24 protein-coding genes are annotated in these 25,287 nt (G+C 52.0%); 15 read left to right on the top strand and 9 right to left on the bottom strand.

Going from position 1 to position 25,287, the window contains the following annotated elements:
- Positions 1-170 precede the first annotated feature (170 nt).
- Positions 171-479 carry a hypothetical protein gene (locus HB679_RS01345; RefSeq protein ID WP_255547516.1) on the top strand — a complete coding sequence of 103 codons (309 nt, stop codon included), beginning with the start codon at positions 171-173 and terminating at the stop codon, positions 477-479.
- Positions 476-1,753, top strand: coding sequence for an aminotransferase class I/II-fold pyridoxal phosphate-dependent enzyme (locus HB679_RS01340; RefSeq protein ID WP_214070136.1), 1,278 nt, complete (start codon positions 476-478; stop codon positions 1,751-1,753). Before HB679_RS01345 ends, HB679_RS01340 begins: the two co-directional genes overlap by 4 nt.
- A gap of 100 nt (positions 1,754-1,853) precedes the next feature.
- On the opposite strand, the gene HB679_RS01335 is transcribed toward HB679_RS01340, so the two are convergent.
- Positions 1,854-2,108: a hypothetical protein gene (locus tag HB679_RS01335; protein WP_214070135.1), complete on the bottom strand. Its 255-nt coding sequence runs from the start codon at positions 2,106-2,108 to the stop codon at positions 1,854-1,856.
- A 6-nt stretch (positions 2,109-2,114) separates the two neighbouring features.
- Positions 2,115-2,471, bottom strand: a complete 357-nt coding sequence (locus HB679_RS01330) for a hypothetical protein (protein WP_214070134.1) — start codon at positions 2,469-2,471, stop codon at positions 2,115-2,117.
- A 117-nt stretch (positions 2,472-2,588) separates the two neighbouring features.
- On the opposite strand from HB679_RS01330, the gene HB679_RS20555 reads away from it, so the two are divergent.
- The 8 genes from HB679_RS20555 (at position 2,589) to HB679_RS01295 (ending at position 10,800) form a co-directional block, all read left to right on the top strand.
- Positions 2,589-2,723: a hypothetical protein gene (locus tag HB679_RS20555; protein WP_255547515.1), complete on the top strand. Its 135-nt coding sequence runs from the start codon at positions 2,589-2,591 to the stop codon at positions 2,721-2,723.
- Positions 2,724-2,817: 94 nt separating this feature from the next.
- Positions 2,818-3,231 carry a glycine cleavage system protein H gene (locus tag HB679_RS01325; RefSeq protein WP_214070133.1) on the top strand — a complete coding sequence of 138 codons (414 nt, stop codon included), beginning with the start codon at positions 2,818-2,820 and terminating at the stop codon, positions 3,229-3,231.
- Complete coding sequence (locus tag HB679_RS01320) at positions 3,224-4,450, top strand: pyridoxal phosphate-dependent aminotransferase family protein (RefSeq protein WP_214070132.1); 1,227 nt, start codon at positions 3,224-3,226, stop codon at positions 4,448-4,450. The genes HB679_RS01325 and HB679_RS01320 overlap by 8 nt, the downstream gene beginning before the upstream one ends.
- A 97-nt stretch (positions 4,451-4,547) precedes the next feature.
- Positions 4,548-5,951, top strand: a complete 1,404-nt coding sequence (locus tag HB679_RS01315) for an NAD-dependent succinate-semialdehyde dehydrogenase (RefSeq protein WP_214070131.1) — start codon at positions 4,548-4,550, stop codon at positions 5,949-5,951.
- A gap of 54 nt (positions 5,952-6,005) precedes the next feature.
- A complete protein-coding gene (locus HB679_RS01310; RefSeq protein ID WP_255547514.1) occupies positions 6,006-8,147 on the top strand; it encodes a copper-translocating P-type ATPase in 2,142 nt (713 codons plus the stop codon).
- A gap of 13 nt (positions 8,148-8,160) precedes the next feature.
- A complete protein-coding gene (gene queD / locus HB679_RS01305) occupies positions 8,161-8,517 on the top strand; it encodes a 6-carboxytetrahydropterin synthase QueD (RefSeq protein WP_214070130.1) in 357 nt (118 codons plus the stop codon).
- Between the two features lie 246 nt (positions 8,518-8,763).
- A complete protein-coding gene (locus HB679_RS01300; protein ID WP_214070129.1) occupies positions 8,764-10,065 on the top strand; it encodes a hypothetical protein in 1,302 nt (433 codons plus the stop codon).
- Between the two features lie 12 nt (positions 10,066-10,077).
- Positions 10,078-10,800 (top strand): TIGR00730 family Rossman fold protein, encoded by a 723-nt coding sequence (locus HB679_RS01295; protein ID WP_214070128.1) that lies wholly within the window; start codon positions 10,078-10,080, stop codon positions 10,798-10,800.
- A gap of 9 nt (positions 10,801-10,809) precedes the next feature.
- Here HB679_RS01295 and HB679_RS01290 read toward each other — a convergent pair whose 3' ends face one another.
- The 5 genes from HB679_RS01290 to HB679_RS01270 are packed head-to-tail and all read right to left on the bottom strand — an operon-like array spanning position 10,810 to position 18,273.
- A complete protein-coding gene (locus HB679_RS01290; protein WP_214070127.1) occupies positions 10,810-11,301 on the bottom strand; it encodes a hypothetical protein in 492 nt (163 codons plus the stop codon).
- Positions 11,302-11,309: 8 nt separating this feature from the next.
- Complete coding sequence (mgtA, locus tag HB679_RS01285; protein WP_255547513.1) at positions 11,310-13,853, bottom strand: magnesium-translocating P-type ATPase; 2,544 nt, start codon at positions 13,851-13,853, stop codon at positions 11,310-11,312.
- A 1-nt stretch (position 13,854) separates the two neighbouring features.
- Positions 13,855-15,549, bottom strand: coding sequence for an alpha-glucan family phosphorylase (gene glgP, locus HB679_RS01280; protein ID WP_346345125.1), 1,695 nt, complete (start codon positions 15,547-15,549; stop codon positions 13,855-13,857).
- Positions 15,500-15,901, bottom strand: a complete 402-nt coding sequence (locus HB679_RS01275; protein WP_214070125.1) for a hypothetical protein — start codon at positions 15,899-15,901, stop codon at positions 15,500-15,502. Before HB679_RS01275 ends, glgP begins: the two co-directional genes overlap by 50 nt.
- A complete protein-coding gene (locus tag HB679_RS01270; protein WP_214070124.1) occupies positions 15,889-18,273 on the bottom strand; it encodes a phosphoketolase family protein in 2,385 nt (794 codons plus the stop codon). Before HB679_RS01270 ends, HB679_RS01275 begins: the two co-directional genes overlap by 13 nt.
- Positions 18,274-18,494: 221 nt before the next feature.
- Here HB679_RS01270 and HB679_RS01265 point away from each other — a divergent pair, with 221 nt between their 5' ends.
- From HB679_RS01265 to HB679_RS01245, 5 genes are all read left to right on the top strand, one after another.
- Positions 18,495-19,682 carry a PAS domain-containing sensor histidine kinase gene (locus tag HB679_RS01265; protein WP_214070123.1) on the top strand — a complete coding sequence of 396 codons (1,188 nt, stop codon included), beginning with the start codon at positions 18,495-18,497 and terminating at the stop codon, positions 19,680-19,682.
- Positions 19,679-20,731: a response regulator gene (locus tag HB679_RS01260; RefSeq protein ID WP_214070122.1), complete on the top strand. Its 1,053-nt coding sequence runs from the start codon at positions 19,679-19,681 to the stop codon at positions 20,729-20,731. Before HB679_RS01265 ends, HB679_RS01260 begins: the two co-directional genes overlap by 4 nt.
- 83 nt (positions 20,732-20,814) lie before the next feature.
- Entirely contained in the window at positions 20,815-21,264 is a 450-nt protein-coding gene (locus HB679_RS01255; protein WP_214070121.1) for a lactate dehydrogenase, read from the top strand.
- Positions 21,254-22,630 (top strand): oxygen-independent coproporphyrinogen III oxidase, encoded by a 1,377-nt coding sequence (gene hemN / locus HB679_RS01250; protein ID WP_214070120.1) that lies wholly within the window; start codon positions 21,254-21,256, stop codon positions 22,628-22,630. The genes HB679_RS01255 and hemN overlap by 11 nt, the downstream gene beginning before the upstream one ends.
- A 49-nt stretch (positions 22,631-22,679) precedes the next feature.
- A complete protein-coding gene (locus tag HB679_RS01245) occupies positions 22,680-23,480 on the top strand; it encodes a universal stress protein (RefSeq protein ID WP_214070119.1) in 801 nt (266 codons plus the stop codon).
- Positions 23,481-23,573: 93 nt separating this feature from the next.
- Here HB679_RS01245 and adhP read toward each other — a convergent pair whose 3' ends face one another.
- Together adhP and HB679_RS01235 are read right to left on the bottom strand one after the other, a co-directional pair.
- Positions 23,574-24,593: an alcohol dehydrogenase AdhP gene (gene adhP / locus HB679_RS01240; protein ID WP_255547546.1), complete on the bottom strand. Its 1,020-nt coding sequence runs from the start codon at positions 24,591-24,593 to the stop codon at positions 23,574-23,576.
- A gap of 114 nt (positions 24,594-24,707) precedes the next feature.
- Complete coding sequence (locus tag HB679_RS01235) at positions 24,708-25,283, bottom strand: YceI family protein (protein ID WP_214070117.1); 576 nt, start codon at positions 25,281-25,283, stop codon at positions 24,708-24,710.
- Positions 25,284-25,287 lie beyond the last annotated feature (4 nt).

Genomic DNA, 25,287 nt, shown 5'->3' with positions numbered 1-25,287 from the left:
ATAAAATAGTACAAACCGGCAGCAGAACGATCAATTAAATGGAAAAGACACCGAAATCGCGGGCGATGCTGCACGCCAAATGCCCGCGCTGCAGGCGCGGGAAGATGTTTGAAGGCGGGATGTATAGTTTCAGTTCTAACCGGATCAATATCCATTGTCCGGACTGCAGGATGATCTTTGAAATCGAACCGGGTTATTTTTACGCCGCGATGTACGTGAGCTATGCCCTGAATATCATGGAGGGTGGAATGATTTGTTATTTGACCTACCTGATCACGGGAAACAGTGATTCACCCTGGCTTTATACCTCAGCGATCCTGTTTGGGCTGTTTGCCTTATCCCCGGTCAATTTCAGGTATTCCAGGGTATTCCTGTTATACTGGCTATCCCCGAAAGTGCATTACCATCCGGAACTGGATAAGCCGGCAATTGTTACGGAAAGCCGTGAAGCGGTTACCAATTTAAAAACAACTACATGAATTTACTAGAAAAAGCTTTGTCAAAATTAGGCCCGCTTGGTTCCCATGCACATTACGCCCACGGCTATTTTGCCTATCCGAGGCTGGAGGGTGAACTCGGCAGCAGCATGATGTTTAACGGAAAAGAGAAATTGATCTGGAGTTTAAATAATTATCTCGGCCTGGCCAATCATCCCGATGTCCGTACAGCCGATGAAGAGGGGGCCAAACAATATGGCCTGGCTTATCCCATGGGCGCGCGCATGATGACGGGCAACTCTACCCTGCATGAACTGCTGGAAGGGAAACTATCCGAATTTGTGAACAAGCAGGATACGTTCCTGCTGAATTATGGTTACCAGGGAATGCTGTCGGTCATCGATAGCCTGGTAGACCGGCATGACGTGATCGTTTATGATTCCGAGGCACACGCTTGTATCATTGATGGCTGCCGCTTACATGCCGGGAAGCGGTTCGTGTTCAAGCATAACGATATGGAAGATTTTGAAAAGCAGCTAAACCGGGCGGAGAAACTGATATCGGCCGGCAATGGCGGGATACTGGTGATCACCGAAGGCGTCTTCGGTATGCGCGGCGATATGGGCAAACTCAAAGAGATCGCCCTTTTCAAAAAAACACATGACTTTACCTTATTGGTAGATGATGCGCACGGCATCGGCGTAATGGGCCCGACGGGTGCCGGGACCGGTGAGTTGCAGGGTGTGCAGGATGCCATCGATCTCTATTTCGGTACGTTTGCGAAAGCTTTCGCCGCTATCGGCGCATTTATTTCCGGCAAGAAGGAGATCATCCAGTACCTGCGCTACAATATGCGCTCCCAAATTTACGCCAAGTCACTGCCGATGCCGGTCGTTTTCGGCCTGCACCAGCGCTTGCAGCTGATCCGGGAGCAGCCGGAACTGCGCATCAAACTCTGGCAGATCACGCACGAACTACAGAACGGATTAAGGGCAGCCGGCCTTGATATTGGCAACACGGAGTCACCCGTTACCCCGGTCTACTTACAAGGTTCGATCCAGGCGGCGACCAAACTCGTCGGGGACCTGCGGGAGCATCATGACATTTTTTGCTCTATGGTGGTTTATCCGGTCATCCCGAAGGGCATGATTATCCTGCGGCTTATTCCTACGGCGATCCATACGTTTCAAGAGGTGTACAAGACTATTACCGCTTTTAAGGCTATTGGTAAAAACCTGGAGGATGGTAAATATGACGGGCATGAAAAACCTTTTTACCCGGCAGATCAAATTTTATCCGGCAACTTATACCAATAGCTCAGCAGCATATTTTGGCCCATTATTGGTTCATTAAAGACTAAGTCACATGTTTGCCTTCACTACGGCATCGGTGTTTTTGAAGCGCGCAAGGTTAGGGTCAGCTGTAATTATGCTTCCTGATATGGAAATGGCCATTGATGATTTTACCGATCAACCGGATCAGTTCCGCATCAAACATCGTGGTGCCTTCATCATTCCTTTCCACCCAGGTACCGTCTTCATCCAAACAGATCTTACAATTCCTGCCTTCCAAAAGGATCTCAAAGGAGGAATCCCTTTGGCCGGGCGGGGATAAGATATAATACAAATATGCCCGCTGCTGATATTTCACCCATAATGGTAGGCCTATCATTTGATGCTACGCTTTGGCCAGCTCTTCCACAAACAGGTTGGTAAATAAAGGATTTGACCGGTTGATGAATTTAACCCGCAGTGTCGCCGCGCTGTCGGCATAGACGATCAGGACCGGCTCATCGCTGTTCATCGCCGGGAGGGCTTCATCAAACCGGTACAAAACTTCTTCCTTATCACACTTGATCCCGGCTTTTTGGAATGACGCTTTGACAAAATCTTCCGCGATACCATTCAGTAATTCCAAATTATGCTCGCTTCGCTGATTGACGGCCGCGAAATCAAATCCCGCCTGCTGTAAATCGTACCCCATATTAAAAGTATCTTTCATTTTTACCTGTTCTGCCTTCGAAGGCTTTTCCATTAGGTCAAAGGTAATACCCCGGGGTGGCGCAAAATGCGGAAAAACATCAGGCGGAATACTGATTTATATCATACCGGATTTTTATCCGGCGGGCAAATTATCCCCTACTTTTGTACGATGTCAAAACGCAGGACTGATTATACCTTCTGGACGAAATACAAAAAATTCGCGGGGAATGAGATCCTGCTGTATGTCATTATGATCGCAGGTATTATCCTGGGGATCATCATGGTCAGCTATTTCCGGAACTAATATAGCTTCGATCGGTTTAAAAACTGATAAATATCAGCTTCCGGGTTGATTTGTTACGATAAATCAGCCTGCACCGGAGGGTAAATTCGAAGCCATGAAAGTTGATTCCCATTACCCGCAGCATTTATATTACACCACCGGCCATCAGTGGTTGAGATTCGAAGAGGCCTATGCCTTTACGGGCATCACGGACTTCGCGCAAAAAGCATTAGCCGGGGTGCTGATCGTGACTATTCCCTACTTAAATAAAATAGTGGTGCAGGGCAGCTATCTGGGCACTATCGAAACGGAACAAGCGGAAATGGACCTATTTATGCCGGTAACCGGGACAATTGCAGCTATCAACCCGGAAATATTCAGCGCGCCCGGATCCGTGAACAACGATTGCTATCATACCTGGCTGGTTCAAATAGAAGCCGCCCAAACTGATCAAAAGAATTTGCTGCTGAACGCCGAAGCCTACGAGGCTTATAGCCGGCAGGAAAACAAAAACAGGACCTATGCGTAAAAAACTACAGGACAAGATCGCCCGTTTTACGGATGCTGCTGACATTAAAGCCAAGGGGCTTTACCCCTATTTCCGGGCAATCGAATCCGGTCAAAACACTGAAGTCCTTATCGCGGGTAAACGGGTATTGATGTTCGGCTCCAATTCCTACCTGGGCCTGACTGATCATCCTTATATTAAAGAAGCCGCAAAAAAAGCGATCGACAAATATGGGACCGGATGCGCCGGCTCCAGGTTCCTGAACGGGACGCTGGATATTCATATCGAACTGGAAAGCCGTCTTGCCCGGTATGTACATAAGGAAGCGGCCGTTCTGTTCAGCACGGGCTTCCAGGTCAACCTGGGTGTCCTGTCCTGTATCACCGGACGAAATGACTATCTGATACTGGACGAACAGGATCATGCTTCTATTATCGATGGCTGCCGCCTTTCCTTTTCACGCGTGATCAAGTATGCGCACAACGATATGCAGGATTTACAGCGAAAGCTAAGTATGCTGCCGCAAGAAGCCATTAAGCTGATTGTCATTGACGGCATTTTCAGCATGGAGGGTGATATCGTTCAATTACCCGGGATCGTTGCCCTTGCGAAACAATATGGCGCCAACATCATGATTGATGACGCGCATAGCCTGGGTGTGATCGGGCATAAAGGTTCCGGTACGGCCTCGCATTTTAACCTGACCGCTGAGGTAGACCTGATCACCGGCACTTTCAGCAAATCGCTGGCCTCCCTGGGTGGTTTTGCGGCCGGTGATCATGCGACCATAGACTACCTGAAACACCAGGCCCGCTCGCTGATGTTCAGCGCGAGTATGACGCCATCGGCTGTGGCCAGCACCATTGCCGCCCTGGATATTATTGAAGCCGAACCGGAAAGGATCGCTAAACTCTGGGATAATACCCATTATGCACGGGCGCTAATGCAGGCCGAGGGCTTTGACCTGGGCTTATCAGCAAGCCCGATCCTGCCCATTTACATCAGGGATAATGACCAGACTTTCCTGGTCACCCGGAAACTGATGGCTATGGGCATATTTGTGAATCCCGTCGTGTCGCCTGCCGTGCTTCCCCAGGACTCCCTGCTGCGGTTTTCCTTAATGGCCACGCATACCTTTGCCCAAATAGAGGAGGCGGTAGAAAAAATAGCCAGGGCATTTAAACAGGCCGGCGTGATCGCGATGAAAGAAGACACACGAAAAAGCACAGTTATCGATTAGGCCCCTGATAAGGTGAGCAAGATCACAATTATTGCGGTCGTACATCATTGATTAGCCCCCGCTCCCATGCTACTTTTGAGCAAAGAACAGCAAGATCATGGAAGCACTAAGCAAAACGTCACCGATCAAATCGGTCAATCCTTTTAATAATGAAATTGTCGCCACCTTCGAGGTGATGACCGATGAACAGGTCGATTCAAAGATCGGCCTGGCCGACACCGCTTTTCAAAGCTGGCGGAAAACACCAAAGGCAGAACGGGCACAACTGTTGCGCCGCGTCGCGCATCTGCTGCGTGTCCGCGGGCCCCAGCTGGAAGCGCTGGCTACCCTCGAAATGGGCAAACTCCTGAAAGAAAGCCGGGCGGAAGTGGAACTTTGCGCGGCTATTTTTGATTACTATGCCGATAACGGCGAAAAGTTCCTGGCCGATCAGCCTTTAGACACTCCGCTGGGATCAGCGTTCCTGTCTTATGAGCCTATCGGCGTATTGCTGAGTATCCAGCCCTGGAATTTCCCTTTCTACCAGATCACCCGTTCAGCGGCGCCACACCTGATGGCAGGTAACACGATGCTGCTGAAGCATGCCTCCAACGTACCGCAATGCGCGCAGCTGATGGAGGATATTTTCCTGGAGGCCGGTTTTCCCGCAGGCGTTTACCAAAACCTGTTTATACCCGGTTCCAAGATCGACCGCCTGATCGCTGATAAGCGGATCAAAGCGGTAACGCTTACCGGCAGCGAGCCGGCCGGATCTTCCGTTGCCGCGGCAGCCGGGAAGTATATTAAAAAATCCACCCTGGAGCTTGGCGGCAGCGACGCGTTTGTCGTGCTGGATGACGCTGATGTCGAACAGGCAGCCGAAGCCGCGGTGCGCGGCCGGATCTGGAACGCGGGACAAGTTTGCGTATCGCCAAAAAGAGTGATCGTAGAGGAAGGGATTGCTGATGCTTTCCTGGAAAAAGTAAAAACCAAATTTGCCGCTTTAAAGGTAGGCGACCCGACGGACGAACAAACCGACCTGGCACCGCTGAGCAGCGAAAAAGCAGTAGCAGACGTGATCAAACAGGTTCAGCAAGCCGTTGAACAAGGCGCGACCGTGTTGGCCGGCGGCCATCGTATCGATCGCCCGGGCGCTTTTATGGAACCAACCATTTTGGCCGATATCCAGCCGGGCACCGCTGCCTACGAGGAAGAGATCTTTGGGCCGGTGTTTATGTTCTACCGGGTAAAGAACGAACAGGAAGCGATTGCTTTAGCCAATGCCACCGATTTTGGGCTGGGCGGCAGCGTATTCAGTTCAGATGATCAGCGCGCCGTAAATGTGGCCAGGCAGATCGATACCGGTATGGTTTACATCAACCATGTGACCGGCATTGCACCTGAATTACCTTTTGGCGGCACGAAACATTCCGGCTACGGCAGGGAACAATCTCCCGCAGCCATTTATGAGTTTGTCAACACCAAGCTGATCCGCGTAACCACAGCGGAAAACGCTTATTAATCAAATCCTGGCAGTCAATCCACAGCAAGCTGCGGATTGACTATTTTTATTCCTATGATAAAAAACAACACCAAGAACCCTGCCGGCAAAACTTTTACCTGCCCCATGCACCCGGAAATTACCAGGAGCAGCCCGGGAGCCTGCCCGATTTGCGGCATGGACCTCGTGCCGGTCATTCCATCAGTGGATGGAGAAGAACAGGAATATAAGGAGCTATCAGGCAAAATGTGGGTAGCCGCCTTTTTCACCATCCCGGTTTTTTTAATCGCGATGCTGGGGATGATGCCGGCCAATCCTTTGTTGAAACTCCTGTCCACCGCTGAATGGGACGGGGTGCAACTGGTATTGTCCCTTCCCGTAATTTATGTTTGCCGCTCTTTTTTCGTTCGGGCCTGGCTATCGGTCGTGACCTGGAACCTGAATATGTTTACCCTGGTCGGCCTGGGTACCGGGGTGGCTTTCCTGTTCAGTTTAACCGGGCTGTTCCTGCCCGGAATGTTTCCGCCGGAATTCAAAACCCATCACGGAGCTGTTGCCTTGTATTTTGAGGCGACTACGGTTATACTCACCTTAGTGCTGTTAGGTCAGTTGCTGGAAGCAAAGGCGCATAGCCGGACCAACGGCGCGATTAAAGCCCTGTTAAAACTGGCACCTACCGAAGCGACACTGGTCTCGGGCGGGAAGGATCAGGTCATCGCTATCGACAAGATCGTAAAAGGAGATCTGCTCCGCGTGAAACCAGGGGATAAGATCCCGGTCGACGGTCATATCACCGAAGGCGGGGCAACGATCGACGAATCCATGATCAGCGGGGAACCCATCCCGGTGGAAAAGAAGGCGGGAGAAAACGTTATATCCGGCACAATCAACGGCAATACCTCCTTTATCATGGTCGCCGAAAAAGTAGGCGCGGAAACCCTGCTCGCCCGCATCGTGGAAATGGTCAGTACGGCCAGCCGTTCCAGGGCGCCGATCCAGCAATTAACCGACCGCATCGCCCGGTATTTTGTACCTGCGGTGGTCCTGCTGGCGCTGATCACCTTCATCGCCTGGGCCAGGTTCGGGCCGGAACCCGCCTTCGTCTATGGCTTAGTCAATGCCATTGCCGTATTGATTATTGCCTGCCCCTGCGCGCTCGGCCTGGCTACACCCATGTCGGTCATGGTCGGCATTGGCAAAGGCGCCGGAGCCGGCATCCTGATCAAGGACGCGGAAGCGCTGGAACGGATGGACCGCGTCAATATCCTGATCACGGACAAGACCGGCACCCTGACCGAAGGTAAACCGGCCGTTGAAAAAGTGGTCGTGGTCAGCGGCATTAAGGATGATGATTTGATCTGCGCCATCGCGTCTTTGAACCAATACAGCGAGCATCCGCTGGCAAGCGCATTGGTGGCCTTTGCCGCTGCGAGGGATCTTTCGCTGACAGCGGTGAACGACTTTCAGGCTGTACCCGGCAAGGGCGTTACCGGAACCGTGAACCAACAGCCGCTGGCGGTTGGCAACGAGGCGCTGATGCAACAGGCAGGCGCCGAAATTCCGCCGGAGCTGGCGCAGGAAGCGCTTCTCGGCCAGCAAGCAGGAAAAACCATCTCTTATATTGCGGTAGCCGGGACCGTCTCGGGCCTGGTCATGATCAGCGATCCCATCAAAGCGAGCAGCCGGGATACGGTCAGGGAATTAATGCGGCAGGGCATCGGGGTGATCATGCTCACCGGCGATAATGAACATACGGCAGCCGCGGTCGCCCGTGAACTGCAGCTGACCGGTTTTAAAGCCGGGCAATTACCGGCGGACAAGCTTGACGAAATCAAAAAGCTGCAGGCGGAAGGCAAAATAGTGGCCATGGCCGGTGACGGGATCAATGATGCCCCGGCACTGGCGCAGGCGGATATCGGCATCGCCATGGGTACCGGAACGGATGTGGCGATAGAAAGCGCCAAGATCACCCTCGTAAAAGGAGACCTGAAAGGCATCCTTCAGGCCAGGAACCTGAGCCATGCCGTCATGAGGAACATTAAACAAAATTTGTTTTTTGCTTTTTTCTATAACGCGCTGGGCATACCGGTCGCGGCAGGTGTCCTCTATCCGTCTCTTGGTTTGTTGCTCTCCCCGATGACCGCCGCGCTGGCCATGAGCCTGAGTTCGGTATCCGTCATCCTTAATGCCTTAAGATTAAGAAATTCAAAAATTTAAGAACGAAAGCCTGATGATCATCTATAAGCAATTCTCCTTTGATTCCGCGCATTTTCTTCCGCAGGTTCCTGAAGGGCATAAGTGCAAGCGCCTGCATGGCCATACGTATCATTTAACGGTGTTTGTAACCGGTAAAGTCCGGGAAAAAGAAGGCTGGGTAATGGATTACGGAGACCTGAAGATGGCCGCCGGACCGGTCGTTGACCTGCTGGATCATCACCTGCTGAATGAGATTGAAGGATTGGAAAATCCGACGGCAGAAGTACTGTCCGTCTGGATCTGGAACAAGATCAAACCTTTACTGCCGCAATTAAGCCGTATCGAACTTAAAGAAACGCCTTCATCCGGGGTAATTTATGAAGGCGTATGAAACCGGCAGATCCGTCGTTCAGATAAACAAGTGGATCAGCTGTTGCCAAAAATCATCCGGCTCAGCCGCAACCGGGTCGAACAACTCGTCGATCCGGTCTGAAAATTCTAACAGTTCTGTACTCATGATCAATGCTTTAATGATGAACAAATTTACCGGAAGAGCAGCGGAAAAAAAATGAGTACGGTCACCCCGGCCGCTGTCCTGCATCATTATTTTAGCGGCTGGCATTAGCCATCTTTGGCTATGAAAAAGTCCGTTACCTTCTTTTATACGCTATTGCTGACCTGTAGCGGCTTAGGTTGTTTAGCCGCCACAGTCGTAAACGCAGACAGTCTTTCCCGTGAGATCCGGCGGCAATTGGGCGGTCCTGCCGGCAAAAAATTATTATTTCCGCAAAGCGTTAAACGTTTCTATGCGTCCAGGTCCTATCATTCCGCATGGTTTAAACCCCAGACGGGAGAAGGGCCAACTTGGCAGGCGATGCTGCTGATCGATTGTACGGAACAATTTGGCCTTGCAGGTGTAAACTATCACCAAAATGAATTATCGTATAATACCTTACATGACATTTTAGAAACGCCGGGCACCATCAGCGCGGCCAGACAGGCCCGCTTTGATATGCTCCTGTCTGACGCCATGATCGCCTATATGAACCATTTACATTATGGCCGGAAAAACCCGGTCTATCCGGCCGGCAAGGTGGATCGCGGAATCCCTGATGCTTTCCATGCCGAAAAAATGCTGACACGTGCGCTCGGGCAAACGGACCTGATCAGTGTGATCACCGGCGTTCAACCCACTAGTAAGCAATACCGGGATCTGCAGTACCAGTTGTATATGTTACTTGGGGTTCATTCCGGGGATAATTACCAGGTTTCCGCGGCGGACATTAAAGGCATGACGCTGAGTATGGAACGGCTCCGCTGGGCTTCGGCCGCGGAAGGCCCTTTTATCCAGGTCAATATCGCCGCTTACACCTTAACCCTCTACGAGCCGGATTCAGCCTACGTTTTCAGGATCATTGTCGGGAACCCCCAGCACCAGACCGCCCGCATACCAGGTGCCATCAGCAACCTGGTAACGGCAGCCGCTGAGGACTCACCCCGGATGGCGCTTCCCCGTCTTTCCACGTTACTGCCGGAAATCATCCCTGAAAAACCTGCGGATCGATCTAACCTATCCTATCCGGGGGCGGCTGGTTCTTTTACCATCAGGCCCCAGGGCAGTCGTGAACAACAACAGTTTGGCCGGGCACAGCGGGATCTGAGCGATGGCAGTATCCGGGTAGCGCACCCGGAAAAGCTGGCAGCGCTGTTGTTACGCTATGACGGCGCGGAAAACAAGGTAGCCGGCATGAAAAAGGCTTTACATGCAGCGCAGGTCCGTACTTTCCGTTTAAAAAAGAAAGTTCCGGTGAAAATAACTTACCTGACCTATTTGATGACAGATGGTGAACTGGTTATCTATAAAGATATTTACGGGCTTGACCGGTCCCTGGAAAAAGCCCTGTTTCCCGGCAATACCCAATTCGTAATCAATTATTAACTATCAATACCGATGATCAATAAAGCTGAAATACAATTCCTGGACGGTCCGCAGTCACGCTGGAAAGAGCTGAAGTTTACTATTCAGACGATGACGCAGCTGATCCACGGCTTCCGGGCGCTGCACTTTGTCGGGCCCTGCATTACCATTTTCGGCTCAGCTAGGTTCAAAGAGGACCACCCTTATTATGCGCTGACCCGAAAAGCTGCTGCCGCATTTGCCCAGCTGGGTTTCACCATCCTGACCGGCGGCGGGCCCGGCCTGATGGAGGCGGCCAATCGCGGTGCCCGTGATGTTGGCGGCAGATCAGTTGGCTGTAATATCCAGTTGCCGGTAGAACAGCAACCCAATCCTTACCTGGATAAATGGGTGTATATGAAGCAGTTTTTCCTGCGGAAGGTGCTGTTGGTCAAATACTCCTTTGCTTTTGTCGTTATGCCCGGAGGGTATGGCACGATGGATGAGTACTTCGAGGCGCTGACCCTGATCCAAACCCATAAGATCAAGGACTTTCCGATCATCATTTTCGGTAAAGCTTATCACCAGGAGCTGATCGCCTATATTGCTCAAATGAAAAAGGACGGGACCATCGGCGAGAACGACAACCGGTTGTTCCTGGTCACCGACGATATCGGGGAAGCCGTTGCGCTGATCCGGGAAAAAAGCATTAAAGCGTATGGCCTGAAGCCCAAAAATAAGGTCAGGCCGTTCAAATGGCTCTTCGAACAGGCTTAAACCTTTATTTTACCCTGCATTACCCAGGTAGAGTCCGATCAATAAGACGATAGCCCCGCCAACAATGACCTGCAGGATCGTTTTAATGAGCGGCGTATTCATAAACTTATAACGGATAAAAGCAATAGCCAGCAGCTCGCCGGCTACGACAACATAGGCCGTCCTCAACGCAATATTTAAATGAGGGATCAGGAATGGAAAAGTATGCAGCATACCGCCAATGGCGGTGGCAATTCCTGTAATACTGCCCCTGATCAGGGGCTTACCCCTGCCCGTTACGGAACCATCATCGGTTAACCCTTCAGCCAGTCCCATACTCACACCGGCTCCCAAAGAAGCAGCCAACCCTACGAAAAAAGCGGATAGCGGTTTACCGGTCAGACCGGCGGCGGCAAAGATCGGCGCCATGGTAGATACAGAACCATCCATAAGCCCAAGCAAAGCGGGCTGCACTTTCTGAATAACGAACCGGCTTTCTGCCTGCTGCCGCGAAACTTTCATCTTTAATTTCATGTGTTCCCGGTTGTCATCTTCCGGTAGAACCAGCGTTTAGCCAGTTCGGCGGTAGCCAGGTAAGCGCTGATGATCAGCAGCATCCAACCATAATAACCCAGGGGTAAGCGGGTAAAGCCGAACCATAAAGCTACCGGCGTAAGCGGCAAGATCAGCACCAGCAGCAGGACAGCGAGCGTGGCGATCAGCAGGAACTTACCCGGCAGGCTTTTGAAAAATGGCAGCCGGGTGCGGACCACCAATACGATCAGGGTAGCAGAAACAACCGATTCAACAAACCAACCTGTCTGAAAAGTGAGTTCGCCAGCGTGAAATACATATAGCAAGACGCCAAAGGTCAGGTAATCGAATACCGAGCTGAGGAGTCCGAAAGTGATCATAAAGCGTTTGATAAAGCCCAGGTCCCAGCGCTGGGGCGACTGGATATTCAGCGCATCGACCCGGTCGGTCGCGATGGTCATTTCGGGAAAGTCGGTCATTAAATTCGTGAGCAGGATCTGCTTGGGCAATAAAGGCAGGAATTTCAGGAACAGGGATGCGCCCGCCATACTGAACATATTGCCGAAATTGGCGCTGGTCGCCATGAAAATATACTTCATGGTATTGGCAAAAGTCTTACGGCCTTCGATGATCCCATCGACCAGCACGTCCAGGTCGCGGCTCAATAGCACGATATCCGCCGCTTCCTTGGCGACATCCACCGCGGTATCTACCGAGATACCGACATCAGCGGTATGCAATGCCGGCGCATCATTGATCCCGTCGCCCATGAAGCCAACCACATGGCCCGCTTTTTTCAACAGGATAATAATACGTTCCTTTTGATTGGGCTCTACTTCCGCAAAAATATCGGTCAGCGGTGCCTGGTGGCTCAGGGCGGCATTGCTCATTTTCTGCATGGCTGAACCAGTCAGGATAAGGGGTTTTTCAATACCGATCTGCAAAGCCAGGCTTTTCGCCACCAGCGCATTATCGCCGGTGATGATTTTGAGCTTCACGCCGAGGTTATTGAGCTTACCCAGCGTAGCGGCCACGCCGGGTTTTGGCGGGTCAAACAAAGTAATAAAGCCGAGGAAGACCATGTCCTTTTCATCGGCCTTGGTGAAATCCTTAGCTGCATCGCCGGGTTTATAGGCGACCCCTAAGGTTCTGAACCCAGCCGCGCTTAAAGCCTCGTATTGCTTGAGTATCGCTTCTTTGCCTGCAACAAGACTGCTTACTTTACCATCGCCGGATTCTATTTTGGTACAAATGTCCAGGACAATGCGCAGCGCGCCCTTGGTAACGGCGAAATTTTCTTTTCCGTTTTTAACCTGTATCGTTAGTCTTTTGCGGATAAAATCGTAAGGAATTTCCGTCTGAACCGTATAAGCGGGCTTCGCCCCTTTATGACCCAGGCAGATCGCCTCATCGATCGGGTTATGAAAACCCTGCTGCAGCGAGGCGTTCAGCCAGGCATATTGCAAAACCTTGTCACTGTGCTGTCCGTTACTGTCCAGCGTATCTTTCAGCTTCACCTTGCCCGCGGTGATCGTGCCGGTCTTATCCGAGCATAAAATATCCATGCTGCCAAAGTTCTGGATAGACGATAAGCGTTTAACGATGACCTTTTGCTTAGCCATCCGCCGCGCGCCGGTGGCCAGGTTAACGCTGATAATGGCCGGCAGCAACTGCGGCGTTAAGCCCACGGCCAGCGCCAGGGAAAACAAAAAAGAGTCCAGCACCGGTTTATGCAGGAAGACATTGATCGCGAAGATGACGAGCACCAAAACCAGCGTGATCTCCATCAGCATATACCCAAACTTGCGGATGCCTTTTTCAAAATCGGTTTCAGGAACCTTAGCCTGCAGTCCGGCAGATATTTTCCCGAACTCGGTTTGCAAGCCGGTTTTCATCACCAGCACACTGGCCTTTCCGCTGATCACGTGACTACCCATAAAGAGCGCGTTCGTTCGTTTGGCCAGCGGCGTATCGGCGGGTAGTACGCCCGCATTCTTTTCTACCGGGTAGGTTTCGCCGGTAAAGGCGGCCTCATCCACGAAAAGTTCCTGCGAGTCCAGGATCAGGCTGTCCGCCGGGATGACATCACCGGCCGACAAAAGCACGATGTCGCCTGGAACTACCCCGTCCAAAGAGATTTCCCGTGACTTTCCGTCCCGGAGTACCGCGCAATGCAGGGCCACCATTTTTAAGAGTTCAGCTACCGCGTTGGCCGCGCCGCGCTCCTGCCAAAAGCCCAGCAGGCTGCTGATCAGAACGATCGTCAGTATAATCACCGTATCGGCCACATCACCCAGCCCCGCTGACAATAGTGCCGCTACGATCAGCATGATCGTAACCGGGCTTTTGAACTGCGACAGAAATAAAAAAAAGCCGGATGACCGGCCATTGGCTTTGATCGTATTGGGGCCGTATTGTTTGCGCCTTACGGCCGCTTCCTGTCCGCTCAGCCCTTTGTTACTGCAGTTGAGGCCGCTTGTGGCTTCTGCTTCGCTTAAATGCCAGAAACTACCCGGCGCGGTATCTTTGTTATTTTCCAATTTATGTGGTTGAGGGGGCATATAATTGTTCCTGGTACTCCCGCACCATCCGGCCGGCTTCAAACGCCGGAACGACATCCCTTGCCGCCTTTTTAATGATGCTGAGCCAATGCTTTTTCTCGTTATAATACATCGGTATAACGGTCTGTTCCAGCGTATCCATCAGGCTCAGGTTTTCCAGGCGGTCCTTTTCCGTTACGGGGAGTTCATCGGCTGCGGGCCGGATCAGGAAAGCGTTTTCCCCATCTTTGGCAAACTCGGGTACCCAGCCGTCAGGCAATGACAGGTTGATACTGCCGTTCATGGCAGCGGTCATCCCGCTGGTGCCCGAAGCCTCCCGGTACATCCTTGGATTGTTCAGCCAGACATCCGATCCTTTTTTTAACAAGGCGGATAAGCCGAGTTCATACCCCGTCAGCACGGCGCAGTTAGCGAATGGTTTTGCCCTGCTGATGATCTGGTTGAACAGTCCAATGCTCTCCATATCTTCCGGGTAAGGCTTTCCCGCCCAGATGATTTGTACGGGGAGAGCGCTGTTATTAACCAGGGCCATAAACCGGTCCCAGTCCCGCATCAGCAGGTCGGCCCGTTTATAGCCCGCAAAGCGCCTGGCCCAGACGATGGTCAACACCCCTTCTTTAAAAAGTTTGCCGCATTGATCGGCCACTACTTTGAATAATTCCCGTTTGAGTTCCTTTTTCCGGTTAATGATCGCTTCATCCTGATCAGCGGCCATAGCCTGGTCGATCAGCGGATCCGCCCAATAGGCTTTATTCTGCGCATTGGTGATGGAGATGATCTCGCAAACGCCCGGATTGCTGCCCCACATCTGCCGGGCGACCCCGCCGTGCAGTTTGGAAACGCCGTTCGCTTTCCGGGCAAACTTGAGCGCCGCCAGGGTATAATTAAAATTATCTCCCTCCAGGCCCAGTATAGACCTGGCCTCGTGCGCCTGCAGGTGATAGAAAAACGACATTTCTTTGAGCAGGTCATAGCTATGCGCTTCGTTACCCGCCATCTCCGGCGTATGCGTGGTAAAGACGACCCGCTTTTTCACTTCTTCCAGGCTTTTATATTTGCTGAGCAGGTAAAAATTCAGGGAAACCGAATGCCCTTCGTTCATATGGTAAACCTCCGGCTCCATACCTAACCTATCCAGCAACATAGCGCCGCCAATACCTAAAACAATGGTTTGGGCGATCCGGGTCGTTTCATTAGGATCGTACAGGCTGTGGGTGATCGATCTGGAAAGTTCATCGTTTTCCGGCACGTCTGTACTTAACAGCAACAGGGGCGCTGATCCGAATGTTTCCGGTTTCAGCAGCCAGGCCCTCACGTGGACAGGCGCATCGTGCACGGTTACCGTAAATATGATCCCGGTATCCTGTAAGAACGAATAATCCTTTTCAATGAATTCCGGCTTCATCAGGCCATTGCCGTCCCGGCCCTGGTCGTAATAGCCATATTTCCAAAGCATACCGACCCCGACCAGGTTTTGTTTCCGTTCATAGGCGCTGCGCAGGTGCGAACCGGCCAGAAACCCCAGTCCGCCGCTATAAATTTTAAGTGACTGATCGATCGCGAATTCCATGGAAAAATAAGCGACAGGGGTATTGTATTTTTCATCCGGCGTATAGCCGAAAATTTCATTGCTGGTCATTGTAGTCAGGCGATATTTTATAAGGTTTATATGCAAAGCTGGGATCGGTCAGCATTTCAATTTCTTCTTTTTGGATATTGGCATCCACCAGGTTAATGTTCAGGTCCTCATAATGATCCATCCGGTACTGCAGCAGTTCCGGCAAACCTTCCGCTCCCCTTTCGATCAGTTGCGCAATATAAGCCTGCGCACCATCTTTTGCCTTCTCCATCGCCTGCCCGATATCGCTGAACAGCAAGCTATCCCGGTCCAGGGTCAGCGTACCTGAAGGTTTGGCGCTGACGGGTTTAAAGTCGTTAACCGGGATTTCGGTAACGGCGGTATCGTTTAAATTTACCCGGTAATATTTATAATAACGGCGCATCCCGCCCTGTTTTATGCTTTCCATTTCCAGTTCAGTATTTCGGGCATATCCTTGCCATTCGTGTTGATATAATGTTTATGTTCGATCAGTTTATCCTGAAGCTGTTGTTTGAGATAAACCCCTTTGCTGCCGGTTTGCGGCAGGCGGTCGATCACATCCATCACCAGGTGGAAGCGATCCATCTCGTTCAGTACGGTCATGTCAAAAGAAGTCGTGATAGTACCTTCTTCTTTATAGCCGCGCACATGCATATTTACATTATTCGCGCGGTTATAAGTCAGGCGGTGTACCAGCCAGGGGTAACCATGGAAGGCGAAGATCACCGGTTTATCCGTCGTGAAGAGTTCGTTATAGTCCTTGTCGGTCAGTCCATGCGTATGCTCGGTGCTCTTCTCCAGCTTGAAAAGGTCGACCACATTGATGACCCTGATCTTCAGTTCCGGCAAATGCTCTCTTAAGATGGAAACCGCAGCCAGGATTTCCAGCGTAGGTACATCACCGCTACAGGCCATAACTACATCGGGCTCCGCTTCCTGGTCATTGCTCGCAAAATCCCAGATGCCGATACCACGGGTACAATGCGCCACGGCCTGTTCCATGTTCAGCCATTGCGGCGCCGGGTGCTTGCCGGCTACGATGACGTTCACATAATGATAGCTGCGCAGGCAATGGTCCATGACTGATAATAAACAGTTGGCGTCGGGCGGTAAATAGACCCGCACGATGGTCGCTTTTTTATTCACCACATGATCGATAAAGCCCGGGTCCTGGTGGGTAAAGCCATTATGGTCCTGTCGCCATACGGTGGACGTTAATAAAATATTGAGCGAGGCGATCTTGCGCCGCCAGGAGAGCTCAGAACTGGCCTTCAGCCATTTGGCATGCTGGTTAAACATGGAATCGACGATATGGATAAAGGCTTCGTAGCAATTGAATAAGCCGTGCCTGCCGGTCAGCAGGTAGCCTTCCAGCCAGCCTTCGCACTGGTGCTCGCTCAGCATTTCCATTACGCTGCCATCGGCAGCAAGGAACTCGTCATGTTCGGCAATAGGCGCGTCCCATTGGCGGTTGGTCGCTTCGAATATAATATCGAGGCGGTTAGATACCGTTTCATCCGGGCCGAAGATCCTAAAGTTGCGTTTTTCCTGGTTCTCTTTGATCACATCACGCAGGAAGCGGCCGCTGACATAAGTATCGCCTTCACCGTCTGCGCCTGGCGCCTCCACGGTTACCGCGTAGTTCCGGAAATCAGGCAGGCGCAGATCGCGCAATAAGTTGCCGCCGTTAGCGTGCGGGTTGGCGCCCATCCGGCGCTCGCCTTCCGGCGCCAAAGCCTGCAGTTCCGGCAATAGTTTACCTGCTTCGTCAAACAGCTCTTCGGGCTTATAACTTTTCATCCAGCTTTCCAGGATTTGCAGATGTTCCGCAGGTGCTGATGCCGAAACGGCCAGCGGGATCTGGTGCGCCCGGAAGTTGCCTTCGATCTGGTAGCCATCCACTACTTTGGGGCCCGTCCAGCCTTTGGGTGACCGCAAGATGATCATCGGCCAGCGCGGACGCTGCCCGTTCGGGTGTTCCGCATCATATTTGACCTGTTTGATCCGGTCCACCGCGTAGTCCAGGGCAGCTGCCATGTCCCGGTGCATTTGTTCCGGTTCATCGCCTTCAACAAAGATGGGGTTCCAGCCATAGCCCCGGAACAGTTGCTCCAGTTCTTCGTGACTGATGCGGGCCAGCACCGTAGGGTTTGAAATTTTATAGCCGTTCAGGTGCAGGATGGGCAGCACCGTTCCATCCGTTAGCGGGTTCAGGAATTTATTGGAATGCCAGGCGGTAGCCAATGGCCCCGTTTCGGCTTCCCCATCGCCGACTACGCAGGCGACGACCAGGTCCGGGTTATCCATCACTGCTCCAAAAGAGTGGCTTAAAGAATACCCCAGTTCGCCGCCTTCATGGATCGAGCCGGGTGTTTGCGGTGACGCGTGGCTGGAGATCCCGCCGGGATAAGAAAACTGGGTGAACAGCCTTTTCAGCCCTTCTTCATCCTGGGTGATATTCGGATAAACTTCGGTATAGGTGCCCTCTAAATAGGTTCCGGCAACTACCGCCGGCCCGCCATGACCCGGACCGGAAACATAGATCATGTTCAGGTCGTATGCCCTGATGATCCGGTTAAGGTGGGTATAAATAAAGTTCTGGCCGGGCGTGGTCCCCCAATGGCCCAGCAGCATATTTTTGACATGCTCCAGTTTCAGCGGTTCTTTCAGTAAAGGGTTGTTCCGCAAATAGAGCTGCCCTACAGACAGGTAATTGGCGGCCCGCCAATAGGCGTTCATTTGTTGCAACAGCCCGGGCGGCAAGGGGTTTTCAGGTATATTGATTGCTGATGATTCCATTTTTGATCTTGAATTTATGTAGCGGTGTTGGTAAAGTTAAGCGAGGGGCGGTTCCCAAAAAATGATCATCATCATTATCAGGATAAGGATGATATGCGTCACCTTAAACGTGCAGAGAAAGCGCAAATAACAGCCAACAGGGTTTAAAAAATGACCACGATCACTTTTTCACCTGAAATTAATTATATTTTGTATGACTTGTAATCTTGATATTTGCGATTATGGAAAATGCGGCCCTTTTGAAAGCTATTATTGCGAACGCCATCGATGGCATCATTACCATTGACAACCGGGGCTGCATTGAATCTATCAACCCGTCGGGCTGCAAATTGTTTCAGTATACACCCGAAGAGGTCATCGGCAAAAACGTTTCCATGCTGATGCCGCCGCCGGATAAAGAGCAGCATGATGAATACCTGGCACGTTACCAGCGTACCGGGCAGCCGCATATCATTGGTGTCGGCCGGGAAGTAAAAGGCTTGCGGAAAGATGGCTCTATTTTCCCTTTCCGGCTGGGCGTAAGCGACGTCGCTTATTCCGGCAGAAATATCTACACCGGTTTTATCCATGACCTGAGCCGGGAAAAAGAAGCGGAAGAGCAATTGAAACAATACGCCGCGCACCTGGAAGAACAGGTGGCCGAAAGGACCCAGAGCCTGCAACGCCTGGTACAAGCCCTGGAACTGGCCAAAGAAGAGGTCAGTGAATCCCTGGAAAAAGAAAAGGAACTCGGGATCTTAAAGAGCCGGTTCGTGTCGATGGCCTCCCACGAGTTCCGGACCCCGCTGAGCGCGGTACAACTATCCGCCTCCCTGATCGAGAAATACGCCCTGTCTTACGGGAACCCCAATATCAGCAAACACGTCGGCAAGATCAAAAACGCGGTAGGCAACCTGACGGCTATCTTAAATGATTTTCTTTCCCTTGAAAAACTGGAAGCGGGAAAAGTAGAACCGGCTTTCAGCAGCTTTGACCTGGTCAAACTGGCAGAAGAGATCACCGAAGAAATGCAGCTGCTGGCCAAACAGAACCAAAACATTATCTACCAGCATACCGGCACGCAGCATATGGTCCGGCTGGATCAGAACCTGCTCAAAAACTGCGTGGTCAACCTGATCGGCAACGCCATTAAATATTCCGGGGAAAACACGTTTATTGAATTTAATACGGAGATCAGCGAACAGGGATGCCAGGTTACCATTAAGGATAACGGTATCGGCATACCGGAAGCTGACCAGAAACATTTATTTGAAGCTTTCTTCCGTGCGCATAACACGGGCAATATACCCGGCACCGGCCTGGGACTGAATATCGTTGCCCGGTATGCCGACCTGATGCATGGCCAGGTGAGCTTTAAAAGCGAAGTGAACCAGGGCACCTTATTTACTATTTCATTACCGATCCTATGAGCAAAAAAGTACTGATCATCGAAGACAATGACGATATCCGCGAAAATATAGCCGAAATACTGGAACTGGCCGGTTATACGGCCCATACCGCCGCCAACGGAAAGAAAGGCGTGGAACTGGCCATAAAAGAACTCCCCGACATTATCCTGTGCGATATCATGATGCCGGAGCTGGACGGCTACGGCGTACTGTATATGCTGAATAAGAAACCCGAAACCGCCGCGATCCCTTTTATCTTCCTGACGGCGAAGGCCGAGCGGGTCGATCTGCGCAAGGGCATGGAAATGGGCGCGGATGATTACCTGACCAAGCCTTTTGATGACATGGAGTTGTTAAACGCCATTGAAAGCCGGCTGAAAAAGAAAGAGATCCAGTTGAATTTTTACAGTAAATCGCTGGACCGGCTCAACAGCATTGTCTCTAAAAGCGATGGCCTGCTGGAATTAAAAAAGATCATCGAGGAGCGCAAGGGCCGTGAATTCAAAAAGAACCAGGTGATTTATTACGAAGGGGATAAAGGCAATAACCTTTTCCTGGTCATGAGCGGCCGGATCAAAACGATCAAACTGGCGGAGGACGGACGGGAACTGATGACGGGCATGTTTTCGGCTGATAGCTACCTGGGCGTTAATGCCCTGTTGTCCGGCGAGGCCTTTACGGATACCGCGACCGCGCTGGAAGACAGTTTATTGTGCCTGATCCCGAAGGACCAGCTGGAACAATTGCTTGACCTGTACCCCATCGTTGCGCGGGAGTTCATCAAATTACTCTCCAACGATATCCGGGAGAAGGAGGATCAGCTGATGCAACTGGCCTACCATTCTGTCCGCAAACGGATGGCCGAAGCCATGGTGCGCCTGTCCCGCGGCGAAAACTCCGGGGCGGAAAGTTTCCGTATCTCCAGGGAAGATCTCGCCGCGATGGCCGGCATGGCGACCGAAACGGTCAGCCGTACCTTATCTGATTTTAAGGACGAGGGCCTGATCGACAAAAAGGGCAGTACAATTACCATCCTGGATATGGCGCGTCTGGCCAAAATGAAAAACTGACGCAGATCACTTTTTTTACTGATACTGCTCACGTGGGGGGAGCTTTGGACCGGTAGTTTTGTAGCTAAACAAAATTATAGCGGATGAAGACGGTCGCGTACAGTATCAAACCTTTCGAAAAAGAATTTTTGGCCCGGGCCAATCAAAAAAAACATGATATTACCCTTATCTCCAACCCGCTGGGCCCGGATACGCTGACTTATGCCGCGGGGAAAGACGCCGTCATCGTGTTTACCACTGACGATGTTTCCGCGCCGGTCGTGGAAAAACTCGCCGCAATGGGTATCCGGTTTATTACGACCCGTTCCGCCGGTACGGATCATATCGATACGGCCGCGGCAGCCCGGTTTGGCATCAAACTGGCTAACGTCCCCGGTCAGGCGCCGGAGGCCCTGCAGGAGATCGCCGATCAAACCATCAAAAACCTCGACCGCTGGCAACTGAATAAATGCGTGGGTAACGCCTGCATTTGTGCCAAAGATTGCAGAGCCGTCCAATCTCCAACCGAAAACAACCCGGCCAATGACCACTAAAGCATCTTCCCTGCGCCTTTCTGACAAGTACCAGGTGGCAGCGCCACGCTATACCAGTTACCCGACCATGCCCTTTTGGGACACCGCCGGTTTTGACGGGCAAGCCTGGGCGGATAGCGTCCGGCGCTCTTTTACGGAAAGTGACCAGTCAGCAGGCATCAGCCTGTATATCCATTTACCATTTTGCGAGGAACTGTGTACCTATTGCGGCTGCAATACACGGATCACTAAAAATCACCGGGTCGAAGAGCCCTACATCGCCGCGCTGATCAGCGAATGGCAACATTACATGGAGATCATGGCTGCGGCACCGGTCATTCGCGAGATCCATCTCGGCGGCGGTACGCCGACGTTCTTCAGCGCAAAAAACCTGCAGGCCCTGATTCGCGGCCTGCTGGAAAAAGCAAGCGTTCACCCGGAAGCAGCCTTCAGTTTTGAGGCCCACCCGGCGAATACGACGGTGGAGCACCTCCAAGCACTATTCGACCTGGGTTTCCGCCGGCTCAGCCTGGGTATCCAGGATTTTGACTCTAAAGTACAGCAGATCATCAACCGCCGGCAAAGCTTTGAACAAGTCGCCACTGTCACGCATCAGGCTCGCCGGATCGGGTACACCTCGATCAATTATGACCTGATCTATGGCCTGCCTTTACAGACATTGGAAGGACTGGCCTGCACCTTACGGAAGGTAGCCGAACTGCAACCCGAAAGAATAGCCTTTTACAGTTATGCCCATGTGCCCTGGCTCAAACCGGGACAACGGAAATTTACCGAACTGGACCTCCCCGCTCCTGCCGCCAAGTTAAAACTGCATGAAACCGGGCGAAGCCTGCTCAAAGGCTATGGCTACCGGGAAGTCGGCATGGATAATTTTGCCCTTCCCGGTGATGAGCTCCTGGAGGCTGCGGCAAAGGGCCGCCTGCACCGGAATTTCATGGGTTATACCACCCACCAGTGCCAGTTGCTGATCGGACTTGGCGTATCGGCTATCAGCGATGCGGGCAGCGCCTATGCCCAAAATATAAAGGTGGTAGAAGACTATTTAAAAGCGGTGAATGAAGAAAAGCTTCCGCTACTGAAAGGACACCTGATGACCCCTGAGGATTTGATCATCCGGCGGCATATCCTGAACATCATGTGTACGGGCCGGACCAGCTGGAACCACCATACCGAACCCTGCGCCGCCGTCTTTGAGGCCATTGACCGCCTGCAGCCGCTTGCGGATGACGGGCTGATCGAACTCAGTTCCCTGGGACTAACAGTAACACCGGAAGGCGAAGGCTACCTGCGCAATATCTGCATGGCGCTGGATGCCCGCTTATGGGCGGCCCAGCCCACTACCCGCTTATTCAGCATGGCTATTTAGGTACCGCAGACAATTTATGAACAGCTAATCTACATTAAACAAATATGTTATGAAAACGATCATTGCCGCCACAGATTTTTCAGCACTGGCCGAAAACGCGGTGGACTATGCCGCCGCAATCGCCCAACGCTACCAGGCCAGGCTGGTGCTTTTTAATGCCTTTACGATTCCGGTGCCTGCGGCCAACGGGCTGCTTACGGTTGCAGACTTTGACGGCCTGCAGTCCGACAACCAGGACCGTCTGAAAAAACGGGCGGAACAGATCGCGGAAATTTATGCTATCGGGGTAAACTACGAGTCCTCGTATGCCATTATCCCCGAAGAACTGGAAAATCTCCTGGTGAAGTACGAAGCTGAACTGGTGGTCATGGGTATGGAGCCCGATAGTTTAAAACAGGACCTTTTGGGCAATACCACAACCGCCGTGATCGGGAAACTGAACTGCCCCGTGCTCGCGGTACCGGAAGGCGCCCGCTTTGACGGTCTTAAGAAAATTATTTTTGCCTGCGATATGCTGCACGGCCTGCCTGCGGATCTTCTGCCAAGAATAAAAGCGATGGCAATAGCCTTCAAAGCAGATTTGGAAGTCTTTTTTGTAGCGGAAAAAACCAGCGGTCCGGATACCAGCGCGGTCATTGCCGCGGCGTTGGAAGGCATCGCTTACGCCTATAAGCAAATAAGATCAGATGCTGTTATCAGGGAAATACGGCAGGAGATCGTGGCCACGGAAGCCGACCTGTTGATCATGGTGCCGAAGACCTATGGTTTCTGGTCTTCGGTCGTGCACCGCAGCAAAACCCGGGCAATGGCTTCAGGTTTAACTATACCCTTGCTGGCTATTCCGGCTTAACTGATCCCGGATAAACCTGCGCCCAGGCAAAAGGCATGAACGCCCGCAAACCTGCGGGCGTTCATGCCTATTAGCGGTTTACCTTCCCTTGCGTTATGGCTTCGCGATTTCCAGCACCATCCGGCCGCTGATGTCGCCCTTTTTCATATCGTCGAAGACCGTATTGATATCTTCCAGCCTGGCGGGTTTGACCGTAGCTTTCACTTTCCCTTCCACGGCGAATGAAATAGCTTCTTCCATATCCTTGCGGGTGCCTACGATAGACCCCCGGATCGTCGTGCCGTTGATCACGGTATCAAAAATGGACAGATCGAAAGTCCCGGCCGGCAAGCCGTTCAGGGAAAGCACCCCCTTGCGGCGAAGCGTACTTAAACCCTGGTTAAAGGCGATCCTGGACGGGGCGGTTACCAGCGTACCATGCATACCCCCGGTTAGTTTTTTAAGGTATTCACCCGGATCATTTTCTTTGGCATTAACGGTAAGATCGGCACCCAGGCTTTTGGCCAGCGCCAGTTTATCGTCAGCGATATCGATAGCGGCGACATGCAGTCCCATCGCCTTGGCATACTGCACCGCCAGGTGCCCTAAACCACCGATCCCGGAAATGGCTACCCATTCCCCGGGTTTGGCATCGGTTTGCTTCAAGCCTTTGTATACCGTAACACCTGCACAAATAATGGGCGCCATTTCCGTGAAATTGATATTTCCCGGTAAATGCGCCACATACCGGGCGTCTGCCACGACGTATTCAGCAAAACCGCCGTCTACGCTATAGCCCCCATTCTGCTGGGCCTCGCAAAGGGTTTCCCAGCCGGTATAACAATAATCGCAGCAGCCGCAGGCGCTGTATAGCCAGGGTACGCCCACCACGTCACCCTCTTTCAGGTGCTGAACGCCCGGGCCGATGGCGGCTACATAACCAATGGCTTCATGCCCCGGCACCAGCGGCATCTTGGGTTTAGCCGGCCAGTCGCCCTGGCAGGCATGCAGGTCGGTGTGACATACGCCGCAGGCGATCACCTTGACCAGTATTTCATTCTCGCGGGGTTCTCTGACCGGCATTTCTTCGATCTGCAGCGGCTCGCCGAATGCGTGGATCACGGCTGCTTTCATTTTTTTAGGTATCATTTTTTGTAGATTAAAAGGTTAAATCATTCTTTAAGACTGGTAAATATGGGTCGTTGCCGCGGTTTAAAAAATGACGGCGGACAGGTATTTAAATGATGTTTAGTTGACGGCGGACATGCGGAGGTGGAAGGCCACCGTTAGCTGGTCGTTCGTTTTGATCATGCCGCCTAATTTTCTTGGCGGCACCAGGTTAAAATCAGAGAAATTGATATTCCTCGATCCCAGCAGGTGGATCACTTTCTGATCATCCATAGAGACCTGGTAATTGATCTCCAGCCGCTTGGTGGCCCCGGCCAGTTCAATATTCACCCAACCGGTAACCTGTTGCGGCTCCGGCCGCAGCTGCGGCATTTCGCTCAGGGATAAAAAACGGATATAGAGGCGGGGAAACTGGCTTTCTTTCAGCGTTTTCCGCAGATCACGCGTCATCATGGAATTATGGCAGTCAAAAGTTATGATCTTCAGCCCGACATTCCCGGTTAGCGCGACCTCCTTGCTTTTCCTGCTGACCGTCAGGGTATCCGTTTGATCATAGCTAGGGATCTCGCAGGAAAACTTATTGATGTTCGTACTGCCGTTGACGCTTAAGCTGCTGTTTTCGGCGATCACCCACCGGGTTCTTTCGGGCGGCCAAAGCAACAATAAACTGATCCATAAGATAGGTTTGTACCACATGGCT

It is taken from the genome of Mucilaginibacter sp. dw_454 (genome assembly GCF_018449775.1).
GTDB lineage: Bacteria > Bacteroidota > Bacteroidia > Sphingobacteriales > Sphingobacteriaceae > Mucilaginibacter.
This window is presented reverse-complemented; position numbering and strand designations above follow the sequence as displayed.

What these genes read in the sequence shown, in the direction of transcription:
- HB679_RS01345 (WP_255547516.1), top strand. Translation starts at nt 171, where the DNA reads ATGATCTTTGAAATCGAACCGGGTTATTTTTACGCCGCGATGTACGTG.
- HB679_RS01340 (WP_214070136.1), top strand. Translation starts at nt 476, where the DNA reads ATGAATTTACTAGAAAAAGCTTTGTCAAAATTAGGCCCGCTTGGTTCC.
- HB679_RS01335 (WP_214070135.1), bottom strand. Translation starts at nt 2,108, where the DNA reads ATGATAGGCCTACCATTATGGGTGAAATATCAGCAGCGGGCATATTTG.
- HB679_RS01330 (WP_214070134.1), bottom strand. Translation starts at nt 2,471, where the DNA reads ATGGAAAAGCCTTCGAAGGCAGAACAGGTAAAAATGAAAGATACTTTT.
- HB679_RS20555 (WP_255547515.1), top strand. Translation starts at nt 2,589, where the DNA reads ATGTCAAAACGCAGGACTGATTATACCTTCTGGACGAAATACAAAAAA.
- HB679_RS01325 (WP_214070133.1), top strand. Translation starts at nt 2,818, where the DNA reads ATGAAAGTTGATTCCCATTACCCGCAGCATTTATATTACACCACCGGC.
- HB679_RS01320 (WP_214070132.1), top strand. Translation starts at nt 3,224, where the DNA reads ATGCGTAAAAAACTACAGGACAAGATCGCCCGTTTTACGGATGCTGCT.
- HB679_RS01315 (WP_214070131.1), top strand. Translation starts at nt 4,548, where the DNA reads ATGGAAGCACTAAGCAAAACGTCACCGATCAAATCGGTCAATCCTTTT.
- HB679_RS01310 (WP_255547514.1), top strand. Translation starts at nt 6,006, where the DNA reads ATGATAAAAAACAACACCAAGAACCCTGCCGGCAAAACTTTTACCTGC.
- queD (WP_214070130.1), top strand. Translation starts at nt 8,161, where the DNA reads ATGATCATCTATAAGCAATTCTCCTTTGATTCCGCGCATTTTCTTCCG.
- HB679_RS01300 (WP_214070129.1), top strand. Translation starts at nt 8,764, where the DNA reads ATGAAAAAGTCCGTTACCTTCTTTTATACGCTATTGCTGACCTGTAGC.
- HB679_RS01295 (WP_214070128.1), top strand. Translation starts at nt 10,078, where the DNA reads ATGATCAATAAAGCTGAAATACAATTCCTGGACGGTCCGCAGTCACGC.
- HB679_RS01290 (WP_214070127.1), bottom strand. Translation starts at nt 11,301, where the DNA reads ATGAAAGTTTCGCGGCAGCAGGCAGAAAGCCGGTTCGTTATTCAGAAA.
- HB679_RS01275 (WP_214070125.1), bottom strand. Translation starts at nt 15,901, where the DNA reads ATGGAAAGCATAAAACAGGGCGGGATGCGCCGTTATTATAAATATTAC.
- HB679_RS01270 (WP_214070124.1), bottom strand. Translation starts at nt 18,273, where the DNA reads ATGGAATCATCAGCAATCAATATACCTGAAAACCCCTTGCCGCCCGGG.
- HB679_RS01265 (WP_214070123.1), top strand. Translation starts at nt 18,495, where the DNA reads ATGGAAAATGCGGCCCTTTTGAAAGCTATTATTGCGAACGCCATCGAT.
- HB679_RS01260 (WP_214070122.1), top strand. Translation starts at nt 19,679, where the DNA reads ATGAGCAAAAAAGTACTGATCATCGAAGACAATGACGATATCCGCGAA.
- HB679_RS01255 (WP_214070121.1), top strand. Translation starts at nt 20,815, where the DNA reads ATGAAGACGGTCGCGTACAGTATCAAACCTTTCGAAAAAGAATTTTTG.
- hemN (WP_214070120.1), top strand. Translation starts at nt 21,254, where the DNA reads ATGACCACTAAAGCATCTTCCCTGCGCCTTTCTGACAAGTACCAGGTG.
- HB679_RS01245 (WP_214070119.1), top strand. Translation starts at nt 22,680, where the DNA reads ATGAAAACGATCATTGCCGCCACAGATTTTTCAGCACTGGCCGAAAAC.
- adhP (WP_255547546.1), bottom strand. Translation starts at nt 24,593, where the DNA reads ATGAAAGCAGCCGTGATCCACGCATTCGGCGAGCCGCTGCAGATCGAA.
- HB679_RS01235 (WP_214070117.1), bottom strand. Translation starts at nt 25,283, where the DNA reads ATGTGGTACAAACCTATCTTATGGATCAGTTTATTGTTGCTTTGGCCG.